The organism is Lysobacter hankyongensis (assembly GCF_039543145.1).
GTDB classification, from domain to species: domain Bacteria; phylum Pseudomonadota; class Gammaproteobacteria; order Xanthomonadales; family Xanthomonadaceae; genus Lysobacter_I; species Lysobacter_I hankyongensis.
Genome location: NZ_BAABJE010000001.1, coordinates 427230 through 440142 on the forward strand (window position 1 = coordinate 427230; position 12913 = coordinate 440142).

Sequence of the window (12913 nt, forward strand, 5' to 3'; positions counted from 1 at the left end):
GGTGTGGGGTTGTGTTGAGGTGAGTGGACCAACGCGCCGCTCACGTCGCGGTGCCCGTCGACGATGCGGCGGACGCAATGCGGGATAAGGCTCGCCCGCGCAGCAGGCGATACGCTGCGGGAATTACCAGCATGGACAGCAACGGCGCGGTGACCATGCCGCCGAGCATCGGCGCGGCGATACGCTGCATGACTTCCGAGCCGGCGCCGGAACCGATGAATAGCGGGAACAGACCGGCGAGGATCACGGCGACGGTCATCGCCTTGGGGCGCACGCGCTGCACCGCACCTTCCCGGATCGCGGCCTCCAGCGTGTCGAGGCTGGCGGGCTCGCCCGCCGCCAGCCGGCGTTCCCAGGCATGTCGCAGGTACAGCAGCATGATCACGCCGAACTCGGCGGCGACGCCACCGAGCGCGATGAAGCCGATCATCGTCGCGATCGACACCGCATGACCCAGGGTCCAGATCAGCCACAGCCCGCCGACCAGCGCCAGTGGCAGGCTCAGCAGGATGATGGCGACCTCGCCAAAGCGGCGGAATACCAGCCAGATCACCAGGAAGATGATCGCCAGCGCCGCCGGGATGACCCACTGCAGCCGGGCCAACGCGCGCTGCAGATATTCGTACTGCCCCGACCAGGCGATCCCGTAACCCGGCGGCAATGTCACCTGTGCGGCCACTGCGCGCTGCAGATCTTCGACGACCGAGCCCAGATCGCGACCGGCCACATCGACGTAGACGACACCGACCAGACGGCCGTTGTCGCTTCTGAGCATCGGTGGCCCTGGGCTGAGCGAGATCTCGGCCACTTGTCCCAGGGTCAATTGCGCCCCGCCCTGCGCGACGACCGGCAACTGCATCAGTGCCGAGAGCGAGTCGCGCGCGCCGCGCGGATAGCGCAGGACGATGGGATAGCGTTCGCGACCTTCGATCGTCTCACCGATGGGATCGCCACCGACCACGGTCGCGATCAACCTCTGCAGCTCGGCCTGATTCACGCCATAGCGTGCAGCGGCCTCGGGACGAATCCGCACGTCGACGTAGCGACCGCCGCTTACACGTTCGGCCAGCGCCGAATTCACACCGGGCACGGTCTTGGCGACACGCTCGACCTCGGTGCTCAATCGTGCGATGCCCTCGATCTGCGGCCCCGTCACCTTGATGCCGATCGGGCTCTTGATGCCGGTGGCGAGCATGTCGATGCGGTTGCGGATCGGCGGTACCCACAGATTCGTGAGCCCGGGCACCTTCACTGCGGCATCCAGTTCGGCGCGCAGCTTTTGAGGGGTCATGCCCGGCCGCCATTGATCACGTGGCTTGAAGGTCACGGTCGTCTCGAACATCTCGATCGGCGCTGGGTCAGTCGCGGTCTCGGCGCGACCCGCCTTGCCGAACACGTGCGCGACTTCGGGCACAGTCTTGATCATCCGGTCGGAGAGCTGCAGCAATTGCCGCGCCTTGTCCGCCGACAGCCCCGGCAGCGCCGTGGGCATGTACAGCAGCGAGCCTTCCTCCATCGGCGGCATGAACTCGCTGCCGATGCGGACGTAAGGGATGACGGTCAACGCCAGCAGCACGCCACTCGATGCCAGGGTCAAACGCGGATATCGCAGCACCGCATCCAGGACTGGCCGATAGATGGCAATCAGCACGCGGTTGATCGGATTGTCGCGTTCGGGCCGGATACGTCCCCGGATGAGGTAGCCCATCAGCACCGGAATCAGCGTGACCGACAAACCGGCTGCCGCCGCCATTGCATAGGTCTTGGTATAGGCCAGCGGCGAGAACAACCGCCCCTCCTGCGCCTGCAGCGCGAACACCGGCACGAACGACAGGGTGATCACCAGCAGACTGGCGAACAGCGCCGGGCCGACTTCGCTGGCCGCGTCCGCCATCAACCGCCAGCGCGCTTCGCCCTGTGGTTCTTCGCCGTGTTCCTCGCGCCAGTGCTCCAGGTGCTTGTGCGCGTTCTCGATCATGACGATGGCCGCATCGACCATCGCGCCGATCGCGATGGCGATGCCGCCCAGCGACAGCAGGTTGGCGGTGATGCCCTGTGCGTGCATCACGATGAACGCGATCAGCACGCCGAGCGGCAGGGTAATGACCGCGACAAGCGCGGAGCGCAGGTGCCACAGGAACACCGCGCACACCAGCGCCACGACCAGAAATTCCTCGCCGAGCTTGTGCGTGAGGTTGCGTACCGCATCCAAGATCAGTTCGGAACGGTCGTAGACCGGGACGACTTCCACGCCTTCGGGCAGACTAGCCTGCAGTTCTTGTAATCGAGCCTTGACGTTTTCGATGGCGCTGAGCGCATCCTTGCCCGTGCGCAGCACGATCACGCCGCCGGCCACTTCCCCTTCGCCGTCGAGTTCGGTGATACCGCGACGGAAGCTGGGTCCACGCGAGATGGTCGCGACCTCGCCCAGCAACACCGGCACGCCATCGGCAGCCGTGATCGGTACCCGCTCGAAATCCTCCGCGCTGCGCAGATAACCTTCGCTGCGCACCATCAGCTCGGCTTCGCCCTGTTCGATCACCGAGCCTCCGGTGGCACCGTTGGCAGCATCGACGGCCTCGATCAGCTGCGCCACGGTCAGGCCACGGGCCGCAAGCGCCTGCGGGTCCGGCACGATCTGCCACGCGCGGACCGCGCCGCCGACGCTGGCGACTTCGGCGACATCGGGGATCGTCTTCAGTTCGTAGCGCAGGAACCAGTCCTGCAGCGCGCGCAGTTCGCCGACATCGTGTTGTCCGGTGCGATCGACCAGTGCGTACTGATAAATCCAGCCCAGCCCGGTCGCGTCCGGCCCCAGCGCCGGGTTGACGCCCTGCGGCAACCGTTCGCGGACCTGACTGAGATATTCCAGCACCCGCGAACGCGCCCAGTACGGATCGGTATCATCGTCGAACAGGATGTAGACGAAGGAATCGCCGAAGAACGAAAACCCCCGCACCGCCTTCACGCCAGGCACGGACAGCATGGTCGTGGCGAGCGGATACGTCACCTGATCCTCGACGATGCGCGGCGTCTGCCCAGGCCATTGGGTGCGAATGATCACCTGCGTATCGGACAGGTCCGGCAGTGCGTCCAGCGGCGTCCGACTAACGGACCACACGCCAGCGACGGCAAGCAGCGCGGCCGCGATGAGCACCAGCACGCGGTTGGCGATACAGGCGTGAATGAGGCGGGCGATCATGACCTCGCCTCCCCGCCATCCGCCTTCACGTCGCGGATGGTGCAGTCCGTCGCCGCTCCGGGCGCGAATTTCGGGACCAGTTGCATGTCCATGAAGGGCGATTTACCCGGCTTGTCGAAGTGCTGGTCCGGCACCATCGGGTCGTACCAGTAGGCCACCGCGCAGGTGCGTGCCGGCGATGTGCTGGGCGCACGCTGTGCGCTGCGAGGCATCGGCGTCGTGGCGCGCACCTCCGGCTGCGTGCGCATGGGCATCGGTTCGGGCTCGGGTTGCGGCTGCGGAGACGCCTGCATGGCGTCTTCCCGCTTCGGCATCGTGGCCTGTGGCGGTGCCGGCGCTTCGCCCATGCGCGTCAGCGCACCGGACAAGCTAGCCTCCGAGTCGATCAGGAACTGGCCGGAAACCACCACGCGCTCACCACCATCGAGCCCGGCGAGAATCTCGGTGCGCCCACCGCCGCTGCGGCCGGTACGCACGCGGACAGGGCGGAACTCGCCCTGTGCCGTCTGCACGATCACCCGGCTGTCGTCGCCGGTCGCGATCAGCGCCTCGTTCGGGATCAGCGGCACCGGCGCACCGGCATCCGCTTGCAGCGCCACGTCGGCGAACATCCCCGGCGCGAGGACGCCATCGGGATTGCGCAGCACGATCCGCGCCCGCTGCGTGCGGCTGACGGCATCGACCACCGGCAACAGGCGCTCCACCTCGCCCTTGAACGTCTGCCCCGGCAGTGCATTGATCGTCGCCTCCACCGGCGTGCCGGGCCGGATGCCGGCCACGCCCGCCTGCGGAATCGCGGCCTCAAGCCATAACGTGGCCGTGCCGTTGATCCGGAACAGCGGCGTACCCGGCATCACCGTCTGGCCTTCGCGGACCAGCACTTCGCTCACCAGGCCATCGCCCGGCGCCGTCAACGCCACACCGCCATGACCACTACGACCGGAAACCCCCAGCACGCGCAATCGCTGCTGCGCCGCGCCGCGCAACTCGCGTGCGGCTGCCGAACGCGCATCACCCAAAGCCTGCGCTTCGGCCAGCGCGCTGCTCCACTCAGGGGCCAGCAAGGTGGCCAGCGTCTGACCGCGCCGGACCGGCTCGAATGGCGCCTTCACATCAACCCGCGTCACGATGCCTTCGACGCGAGCGCTGACCACCACTTCCTCGCGCAGATCCCAGGTCACCGTGCCCGGCACGCGGGTCGCGGACGCAAGCGTTCCGGTGGCGACCACGGCGGTGCGGATGCCCACGTTCTGCTGCATGTCCGACGAAATGCGCACGCCGCCGCCAACCGTCTCATCGGCGTATTTCGGGACCAGTTGCATGTCCATGAACGGCGATTTGCCCGGCTTGTCGAAATGCTGGTCCGGCACCATCGGGTCGTACCAGTACAGGGCTTTGCGCTCATCAGCGGTCGATGCGGTTTCGGCGAGTACACCGTCGCCGTGCCCAGCCTCGTGTCGCGCCCACCAGCGGCCTGCAAACAGACCGACGGCCAGCAGGCCGACCGCCGCGCACATCGCAATCACATACATTTGCTTGCGGGTCATGGCTGCGTCTCCTCGTCGACGAGCAGGTAGGCGAGCGCGGACCAGACGCGCCCGAGTTCGCCCAGGTGGCGGGCGTGTTCGATGTGCAGTTCGAGTGCGTCGCGGCGGGCATCGAGCCACGGTTGCAAGGGGCCGCCGCCGCGGTAGGCCGCCAATGCGACCTGCGAACGGTCGTGCGCCAGCGGCAACGCCTGTTGTTCCTTGCGTGCGACCTGACGCTTCAGGCCATGCCACTCGGCAAGGGCACGGCGCACGGCTTCGACATGCAGGCGGCGCGCGTCCTCGTGTTCGGCCGCGACAGCATCCCGTTCCGCGCGTCGCGCCGCGACGCCGCGATCCTGACGAGTGCGCGTCCACAGCGGCAGGCCGATGGAGAACTCGATCGTCAGCATGTCGCTGCGCGGCATCCGCCCCGGCGCGCGCGCGCGCTGGCCGTACATCGCACTCACGCTCCAGTCGGGGCGCGTTTCGGCCAGGGCGGCGGCCACCGCGGCCTCGGCCACCGACTCGCGCGACCGCCACGCCAGCAGCGGGCCCTGGCGGTCCACCGATGTCAGCAAGCGGGCCTCATCGACGGGCAATACGGTCAGGTCCGGCGGTGAACCGGCGATGGTCAGGGCATCGGGTTCGATGCCCAGCCAGCGCGCCAAGGTGCTGCGCGCCACCTCGACGGTCGCCTCGGCCGCATCGATGCGATTGTCCAGTTCCAATGCCGCCGACTGGACTGCCAAGGCATCGACCGCAGTGCCAGTCCCCCCGGCCAGCCGCGCCTTGGCGATGCGGATCGCAAGGGCCGATTGTTCACGTTGCGCCTGCAGTGTTTCGACCTCGCGCCGGGCGGCCCACAGTGCGATCCAGGCTTGGGCAGCGGCCTGGCGAACGGCCAGCTGTTCGGTCAGGGTCAGCGCCTGCGTCTGTTCGATCATGCGATCGGCCACCGCCCGGCGGGCTTGACGCTTGGCCCGCGCCGGGAATTCCTGCATGACACCGACCTGCTGCATGGTCATGTCGTCGGCGCGCAGGTCGAACGCATCGGTACCGGCGACCGGAACATTGGCGAGCCCCAACGTCAGCCTGGGATCGGGGAGCGCGTCGGCGCGTACCGCCTCCTCCCGGGCGGCTTCGGTCTGCGACCACCGCGCCTGAAGCGTGGGTGCGCGCTCCTCCGCCAGGCGCACGGCCTCATCGAACGCAATGGGTGCCGCCGACCACGCGGGTGCGACGACGCAGATCAGGGCGAGCGCAAGCATCGCCCAATGACGACAACTGCACCGGCGGCGCAGCGAAAGAAAACGAGACATGGAACCTCCGAACACGCAACGACGAGCGCGCCGCCGGAATCGGCAGCGCGGGAGCGGGTCGTGGTCGGGGTCTAGATCTGCAGGCTACAGAAGCGCTGCGCGGGCGGCGGGTCCGACCGGCAGACTGGCACGTCTTCGTAGTATTGCGCTTGCACCGGCGGCAACAGGGCGTCGGTCAGGGCGAAGTGCAGCGGGGGCAGCGCCGATGGCGGCACCTGCAGAGGACTGACATCGGGGGTCGCGATCTGCCCGTCTTGGCAGTGCGTGATACACAGCGCCGGTGCCTCTGGGTCCGGCATCGCCATGTCCTCGCATCCAGCCATCACCGGTGCGGGCTCCGATGGCGGCGTCTGAACAGGACAGGCATACGCGGCCACCGCGATTTGCAGGAGCAGCATGCAAAACAAGGCACACGCCGCCATCGTTCGACGGACACGGGTGCGTCTGAATCGCAATGCGGTCATGCCAGCTATGGAACGCCTTCGCGATGGCCGCGTCAAGTGGCGAACACCCAGTCGCTCAAGCCCGATACGGGGAAATCTGTTCAGGTTGGGGCTGTTGAACGCCTCAACGCCGAAGCAGTTTCCAATACGAATTCGCAAAGAAAGGCAATGCTGCCATCAATACCCGTCTCAATGCCCAACGCAAGTAACTGACGCACCGCATGCTCCATATCTTCTGCCTCGCGGGTGGCAGTCGCTGTCTCGACTCCGGAGGCGACCAGTAGCAAGAAGCGCTGCTCGGCAGGAATGTCCCGAAACGGGATCTCGCGCGTGGTCCCAGTCATGCCCGCGCTCCATAAGTGGCAGTAGCCGCAACGCGCGACAGGCGATATTCCACCCGGTTCGGGCCTGATAGAGTATTTGCAGCCATTGTCGTTCTCCATAGTGAACGGTAGTGGTCAGGGCGGTCGGGGTGTTAGCGCACCTCGGCCGTCCGCTTGTCCGGCACCTGCCGGGATTTGATGTCGGTAAAGACGCACTGGTGGTCTTGCATGCCATGTGTCTAGAGATGTGTTGGTGAGTCCTCCCGATGCTGTGGTGGACGACCTTTGTCCCGATCTGCGCTGGGCATGAGTGTGCATCTTGCATGGCGTGGTGTCCGTGTTGGCATAGACACATGAACGCGCTGTTCGCGCCGAAAGCCAAGTCCATTTGCGCAATCGCAATGCAGGGTGGCGGGCAGGTTCACTTCCCGCCCGCCATCGGATCACCGTTACTGTGGACTCATCCGGCTGACGATGGCGTGCAGTTCGGCCTGCGCGTCCGCCGCCAACCCGATCCGAGCGTTGACGGTGGCCCATGTGCAGACCGTGGACAGGGCGTGGTTCAAGACGCGCGGCTTCTCGTGCAGCGGAGCCGCCTGATAGCGCGCTTGGCAGCGTTCGATCTCACGCAGGGCATATTCCAGCGCCTGCCGGATATTGATCAGCGCGTCCTCGCCCTGCGTGATGGCGCGGCGCGTGTTGAAGGCGTGCTCGCCGAATTCAGTGCTCATTGGACAAGTCCTTGTGTGTGTGGGTGTGCATCCATGAACGCGCTGTTCCCATGTGAAGCCAAGCGCGCGCACATCGATTTGCGGGCGAAGACAGGCGACGGACAGCTTCGGTACTGCGACCGCTGCGCTCATCCCTCCTCTTCGGCCAGCGGCGGCGCGAAGGCTACGAGCGGATCGGTGCCGGTGCCGGCGCGGCGAGCGATTTCGGCGATGATCACTTCGCGCAGGTCCGCATCGCCACGATGCAGCGCGAGCAGGAAGTCGGTGCGCAGTTCGGCAACGAGGTCCTTCACCGGCCAGTCCGTGATGGTGGCGAGGCGCTCACCGTCCTCGAAGCCCATCGTGTAGACCTCCGCCAGCCCGTCGAGCAGGCGTTGGACGTCGGCGATCCGGTCGATGTCGCCGGACACCGCCACGGCGTCGATGTCGATGCCGTGGCGTGCCTGCACGATGAAGCGGTAGGGATCCTCGTTGTGCTCGAAAGCGTGCGGCGTCATGTCGGTCACCACACAATGCTGGTGGGGTTGGCGGCGATGCGCGCGAGTAGGTCAACCAGCGGCTCGACCTGCGCGCCCTCCGCGATGGGCGCGAGCAGCGTGCTGCCGGTGTCGATCAGTTCGATGCGGATGACGTCGATGCCGTTGCTGGCGTAGGCGACGTGCTTGCGGCCGTCGATGCGCCGCATGAGCGCATGCGGCGTGCGTGCGCGCAGGACTTCGCGGCGCCATGCGTGCCGGCCGCGCTGGCCGGGGACGCGCACCAGCAGGGAGGCGAGGAAGAATTCCTTGACGCGCTTGGGCTTGTGGGAGGGAATGGTTTTCATGCGGGTCGATGTCCGTGTCGGGGTGGCATGAACGCGCTGTGCGCGATGGAAGCCAAGCGCGTCCTGCCGCGTTACGAGAGTCGTGTTCAGCCGCTGGAAGCATTGCGCTTCTTGCCCTTGCGGCCATGCTCGGTGCCGGCGCGGTAGGCCGCTTCCAGCGCATCCCGCAGTTCCAGCACCGAGACTTCGTGGAAGTCCAGACTGTCGCGACGACGGGATTCCAGCGTTTCGATCCGCAGGTGACGCTGCGCGATGTCGGTCAGGAGTGTGTCGAGGGGGCTCATGTCATTGCGTCGATGGTGTGGAGGTGCTGCATGAACGCGCTGTTCGGGAAAGAAGCCAAGCCAAACTTGGCTTCTTTTCTAGGGATTTCGGTTATCCAAGGCGCGCGACGTAGCGGGCGTAGTCGTAACCCGAGGGATCGACGTAGAGGTAAGGGCGACCGGGCGCGTGGATTTCGACGCAGAGGCAGCCATCGGCGACGTTGCCGCCCTTGCCGGCGAGCCACGTCTGCGGCCGGGTCAAATCCCTCGTGAAGTCGTCGAACTGCGCGATGGTCATTTCGACCGTTTCGGTGATGTAGATGCGATGCTCGCCGGTCGCGCACATCTCGCGCAGGTTGTCGGGCTTGCACGCGAAGGGCAGGCGCGCGCCGAGTTCTTCGACCTGAATCGGTCTGCCTCGAAACTTCAAGGTGCGCGGTGTGCGCGGGATGTGGAGGGTCATGGTGTAGGGGGTGGCGAGCGTCATCGTCGGCATGGGTGTTCTCGGTGCGGGCGTCGGCAATTCGACGCGGCCATGAACGCGCTGTGTGCGATGGAAGCCAAGCGCCACGAGCACGCAGATCGTCGCCGTACAGGTGGGTGCGTCGCTGCCCCACACGCGGCGCGGGGCACACTCCGGCGTCAGCGGCGCTTGCCTGCGATGAGGTCGTAGGCATCGCCCAATCGCGCCAACTGCGCGAGGCGCTCCTGCGGGCACAGGCGATCTTCGACGGCGACGATGGCATCGCGCAGCACGTCGCCGCGCTCCCCCGGCGACTGACCTGTTCAAGACGCTGCAGTTGAAGCTCGATGTCCGCGCGCGTGGCGGCGAGTGCATCGATCAGCGCGCGCAGATGGCGCTCGCCTTCATCCTGGGCGGCGGGTCTGTTATCGTTCATGGGTGTCTCCGTGGTATGTGGTCGCATGAACGCGCTGTCGCCGCGACTAGCCAAGCGCGAAGTGATGTCGCGCTGCGACAACCGGACACCCGTCGTACAGGGTTCAACCTGCGTATTGACTTCGCGCAGGCACTACGCCAACCGCCGCAGACTGACGCGCTCGATGCGGCCGGCGAACGCGGCGTCGGCGGCGATGCGCAGCGCGGTGTGCGCGTTCGCGGTGATCGTGTCGACGAAGGTGCCGTTCGCGTTGCGTGTCGCGCCATCGATGGGTGCGACGCCCGCGAGGCCGACGCGCACCGAACCCGCCGTGACCTGGGACAACACCAGCTCGATGCGATACACGCCGCCATCGACGAACGCGAAGGGCTGCGCGAGATCGGAGGCGATGCCTGCCACCTTGACCGCGGCGCTGCCAGCGATGGACCAGCCGGCGCCCAGCGTCCATGCCGCCTGCGTGTCGAAGTCGGCGTTCGCAAGTTTCTCGCCGCATTCGCAGGCGATAGTCCGGACGTGCCGCTGGCGGGACACGAGTACGCCGCGGCGACTGTCGACCTCGACGCGGACGGTGGCGCCGTTGGCCAGCAGCACCTCGACCGTATGACTCGTCCCGACGATGCCCGTCGTCTCATGCAGCACCGCCCCGCTCAGCGCGTGCAGGACACGCACGGTCGTCGTCGTGCCCGGCTCCGGGCCGATGCTGCCGGCCTCATGCTCGATCAGGCGATCGCCCTGCAGCACGCGATCGCGGTGCGCCCAGGCGAGGTCGAGTCGCGCGAAGGCCGCCTGCGGCCACGCGGCACCGTTGATCCGCAACCGGCCCGGCGGATAGGGCCGGGCGTGGCGCGCGTCGAGTCGCACCTGCGCGACAGGTGCGAGCGCGGGATCGAGCGTGCCCTGTTGCGTGCGCGTGAGCAGTTTGGCCTGAACGGTGTCCCCGGCGAGGTATTCGGTCGGATCGGCGCCGACATAGGTGTCCGTGAACCACACCCGCGCACCCGCCGCGTGCGGCGTCGGCACGGTATCGACGCACCCGCGGGCGAGCGTGAGCGTGCCGGCGATGGGATCGAGGGCATCGATCCGCACCAGTTCCTCGTCGATCAACGCCTCGCTGCCGACGGCGACCAGATCCAGATCGCGCGTGTCCGCCAGCGTCGCGACCGTATCGGTTGGCCCCAGCGCGCCGGCGAGGGTCGCCGTGGCCGAGAAGTCCCCGCCCGCGACCTCGACGAAGTCGCCTGCGCCGCTGCGCGTGACGAGCGTGTAGCCGTAGGCAGGCCCGTTCGGGCGTGATCCGAGCGCGACCACGAACCCGGCATCGTCCTCGACCTGCGCCAGATCCGCGGGGCGCAGCCGACCGGCCAGATCGCGATACGTCGCTTCGACGAGGCGCTGTGCCGGCACCGGCTGCGGACGCGTGTCCGGCGGCGACCACGGCCCGATCACCGGCCGCAGATATGTGGTCGCCGCCATGCCGTCGATGTCCTGCACCAGCGTGAGCGCGAGCGCGCCATCGGTGCGCGTGCCCTCGTCCACCTCCAGCACCCGCACCGGCATGCGCTGCACGCCCTTGCGCCGCCACGACAGCGCGAGCACGTCGCCGCGCTTCACACCCCACCAGCGGCGGTCGACGGTGAGCTTGATCCGCTGCAGCAAGCTGCTGGCAGCGGCGGTCTCGCGGGCGGCGACGCGCTCGCACAGGGTGCGATTCCACAGGCCAGGCAGCGTGCGCCGATCGGCGACGACGCGGCCCTGCGCCTGGACGTTCGCCATGTTCTGGAAGGTCGCGGCGAGTTCGAGATTCGTCACGCAGTCGCGGCCGATCACCGTCACTTCGTTCACCGAACCATCGAGCAGCGGCGTCTGCCAGCTCTCCAGCGCGAGCACGCTGGTTTCGTCGAGCAGCGGCAACGTCGCGACATCGTAGTCGGGCCGGAACAACCGGTACACGAACTGGCCGCGCATCGGATCGAACGCCCACAGCCCACCGACGTGGGTGTTCACCGTCTGCAGAAAATTCCCGATCGAGTCCCCGCGTCGCCAACCGAGGCACAAGCCGAACGCCTCGTCGTGCAACTGCTCGGCCGCGCGCAGGAAGCTCTCGCCATCGATCAGCGCGGGATCCAGACCGCAGCCCCACACCGTGTCGGTCAGGCACTGGTAGTGGATGTGCGCCGCGTTCATGCCGCGACCGATGCGCGCGAGCTGCGGCTGCCACACCGGGGTCGACCAGCCCTGCACGAAGCGCCCCCAGCGCTTGGCCCACAGCTTCAGGTAGGGGTTCATCGCCCCGACCATTCCGCGGTACAGCGTGGTGCATAGGCCGCGCGCGGCGGGCCACGGCCCCGGCACCTGCTCCTGCAGGTAGGGCACCGGCAGCTGGTCCGGCTCGCCCATGCGGATCTGCAGCGAGCCGACGAGGCCGCCTTCCTTCTTGTCGCCGCCGAACAGTTGCGGCAGGTTGATCGCCAGGGTGCCGCTGCCGGCGCGTTCGCCCTCGAACACGGTCTGGCCGCCGACCTTCACGCCCGCGAGGTAATCGTTCGGGCCGATCGACTCGCCCATGTACAGGTACATGAAATGGCGATAGCCGATCGTCGGCTTGCTCGACTTACCCATGTGTCACCGCATCACGTCGCAAACGCCATGCGCGCAGGCGCTGCGCGAGGCTTCGATGCGGCGGCGAGACGACGATCGGGCGCAGTGTCGGGATCACGATCGGACGCCGCCGCCAGCGCCCGCGCACGAGCGCGCGCAGATCCAGGCCCCACAGCGCGTGGAAGACGCCCGCCGCGATGCCGAAGGCACCAAACGGGTGTTCGCCCGTCACCCACAGCCAGACCCCGGAGAGGATCGAGACCACGCAGGCGCACACGACCCAGCCGCGATAGATCGACTCACGTCGCATCGAGCGTCGCCTCTTCGCGCGCGATGGCCATCACGCGGACGACGAAGGGATCGTCGTGCAGGTGGGGGTGGTCGTCGACGGCGATGCCGTCCTCGCACAGCGCGCGCAGATCGATGGCGTGCTGGCGGCACCACGCCCGAATGCCCGGCGTACAGAGCGGCCCGCCCGCTGGATCGATCGCGCGCACATGCCGAAGGTGAATGCGCAGGCCGCGATTGGAAGGCATGCTCACTTCCCGCCACTCGCCTTGATCGGCGTGGTGCGCAGGTCGCCGTAGGCGAGGACGTTGGGATCGTCCACCCACACCTCACCGAAGATCACCATGACCTCGCGGCCTTCTTCGGCGGTCGGCACCGAGAAGTCGGCGAGCGACGGCGGCTTGGTCGATTGTGGCTTGGGCCGCATCGCGATGCTGATGGCGATGGAGAGAATCAGCACGAAGACGTAGACCCACATCGTGGACGGGTTCCTGG

At 67.3% G+C, this 12913-nt stretch carries 14 protein-coding genes; all 14 read right to left on the minus strand.

Translation table 11 applies throughout. The features are described 5' to 3' along the window. Window positions 1-40 precede the first annotated feature (40 nt). Complete coding sequence (locus ABD974_RS01885; RefSeq protein WP_345301569.1) at window positions 41-3202, minus strand: efflux RND transporter permease subunit; 3162 nt, start codon at window positions 3200-3202, stop codon at window positions 41-43. Beyond that, entirely contained in the window at window positions 3199-4719 is a 1521-nt protein-coding gene (locus ABD974_RS01890) for an efflux RND transporter periplasmic adaptor subunit (RefSeq protein ID WP_345301570.1), read from the minus strand. The genes ABD974_RS01885 and ABD974_RS01890 overlap by 4 nt, the downstream gene beginning before the upstream one ends. A 26-nt stretch (window positions 4720-4745) precedes the next feature. Continuing rightward, the gene (locus tag ABD974_RS01895; protein WP_345301571.1) at window positions 4746-6050 is read right to left on the minus strand and encodes a TolC family protein; all 1305 of its coding nucleotides are present in this window, start codon (window positions 6048-6050) and stop codon (window positions 4746-4748) included. 71 nt (window positions 6051-6121) lie between these two features. Beyond that, complete coding sequence (locus ABD974_RS01900; RefSeq protein WP_345301572.1) at window positions 6122-6448, minus strand: hypothetical protein; 327 nt, start codon at window positions 6446-6448, stop codon at window positions 6122-6124. 146 nt (window positions 6449-6594) lie between these two features. Further along, window positions 6595-6837, minus strand: a complete 243-nt coding sequence (locus ABD974_RS01905) for a hypothetical protein (protein WP_345301573.1) — start codon at window positions 6835-6837, stop codon at window positions 6595-6597. Window positions 6838-7265: 428 nt separating this feature from the next. Further along, the gene (locus ABD974_RS01910) at window positions 7266-7547 is read right to left on the minus strand and encodes a hypothetical protein (protein WP_345301574.1); all 282 of its coding nucleotides are present in this window, start codon (window positions 7545-7547) and stop codon (window positions 7266-7268) included. A gap of 128 nt (window positions 7548-7675) precedes the next feature. Continuing rightward, window positions 7676-8044: a hypothetical protein gene (locus tag ABD974_RS01915; RefSeq protein ID WP_345301575.1), complete on the minus strand. Its 369-nt coding sequence runs from the start codon at window positions 8042-8044 to the stop codon at window positions 7676-7678. Between the two features lie 5 nt (window positions 8045-8049). Further along, window positions 8050-8370 carry a hypothetical protein gene (locus ABD974_RS01920; protein WP_345301576.1) on the minus strand — a complete coding sequence of 107 codons (321 nt, stop codon included), beginning with the start codon at window positions 8368-8370 and terminating at the stop codon, window positions 8050-8052. An 86-nt stretch (window positions 8371-8456) separates the two neighbouring features. Next, entirely contained in the window at window positions 8457-8654 is a 198-nt protein-coding gene (locus tag ABD974_RS01925) for a DUF6900 domain-containing protein (protein ID WP_345301577.1), read from the minus strand. A gap of 91 nt (window positions 8655-8745) precedes the next feature. Then, complete coding sequence (locus ABD974_RS01930; RefSeq protein ID WP_345301578.1) at window positions 8746-9129, minus strand: hypothetical protein; 384 nt, start codon at window positions 9127-9129, stop codon at window positions 8746-8748. Window positions 9130-9664: 535 nt separating this feature from the next. Next, window positions 9665-12151 carry a hypothetical protein gene (locus tag ABD974_RS01935; protein WP_345301579.1) on the minus strand — a complete coding sequence of 829 codons (2487 nt, stop codon included), beginning with the start codon at window positions 12149-12151 and terminating at the stop codon, window positions 9665-9667. Beyond that, window positions 12144-12395, minus strand: a complete 252-nt coding sequence (locus ABD974_RS01940) for a hypothetical protein (protein ID WP_345301580.1) — start codon at window positions 12393-12395, stop codon at window positions 12144-12146. The genes ABD974_RS01935 and ABD974_RS01940 overlap by 8 nt, the downstream gene beginning before the upstream one ends. 34 nt (window positions 12396-12429) lie before the next feature. Beyond that, a complete protein-coding gene (locus tag ABD974_RS01945) occupies window positions 12430-12666 on the minus strand; it encodes a hypothetical protein (protein ID WP_345301581.1) in 237 nt (78 codons plus the stop codon). A gap of 2 nt (window positions 12667-12668) precedes the next feature. Beyond that, the coding region (locus tag ABD974_RS01950) for a hypothetical protein (RefSeq protein ID WP_345301582.1) at window positions 12669-12913 on the minus strand (245 nt) is incomplete at its 5' end.

Bases quoted from the DNA above. Each gene is read 5' to 3' on its own strand.
- ABD974_RS01930 (WP_345301578.1), bottom strand. From the start codon at position 9,129: ATGCCGACGATGACGCTCGCCACCCCCTACACCATGACCCTCCACATC.
- ABD974_RS01945 (WP_345301581.1), bottom strand. From the start codon at position 12,666: ATGCCTTCCAATCGCGGCCTGCGCATTCACCTTCGGCATGTGCGCGCG.
- ABD974_RS01915 (WP_345301575.1), bottom strand. From the start codon at position 8,044: ATGACGCCGCACGCTTTCGAGCACAACGAGGATCCCTACCGCTTCATC.
- ABD974_RS01885 (WP_345301569.1), bottom strand. From the start codon at position 3,202: ATGATCGCCCGCCTCATTCACGCCTGTATCGCCAACCGCGTGCTGGTG.
- ABD974_RS01905 (WP_345301573.1), bottom strand. From the start codon at position 6,837: ATGACTGGGACCACGCGCGAGATCCCGTTTCGGGACATTCCTGCCGAG.
- ABD974_RS01935 (WP_345301579.1), bottom strand. From the start codon at position 12,151: ATGGGTAAGTCGAGCAAGCCGACGATCGGCTATCGCCATTTCATGTAC.
- ABD974_RS01890 (WP_345301570.1), bottom strand. From the start codon at position 4,719: ATGTGCGCGGCGGTCGGCCTGCTGGCCGTCGGTCTGTTTGCAGGCCGC.
- ABD974_RS01900 (WP_345301572.1), bottom strand. From the start codon at position 6,448: ATGCTGCTCCTGCAAATCGCGGTGGCCGCGTATGCCTGTCCTGTTCAG.
- ABD974_RS01910 (WP_345301574.1), bottom strand. From the start codon at position 7,547: ATGAGCACTGAATTCGGCGAGCACGCCTTCAACACGCGCCGCGCCATC.
- ABD974_RS01925 (WP_345301577.1), bottom strand. From the start codon at position 8,654: ATGAGCCCCCTCGACACACTCCTGACCGACATCGCGCAGCGTCACCTG.
- ABD974_RS01895 (WP_345301571.1), bottom strand. From the start codon at position 6,050: ATGTCTCGTTTTCTTTCGCTGCGCCGCCGGTGCAGTTGTCGTCATTGG.
- ABD974_RS01920 (WP_345301576.1), bottom strand. From the start codon at position 8,370: ATGAAAACCATTCCCTCCCACAAGCCCAAGCGCGTCAAGGAATTCTTC.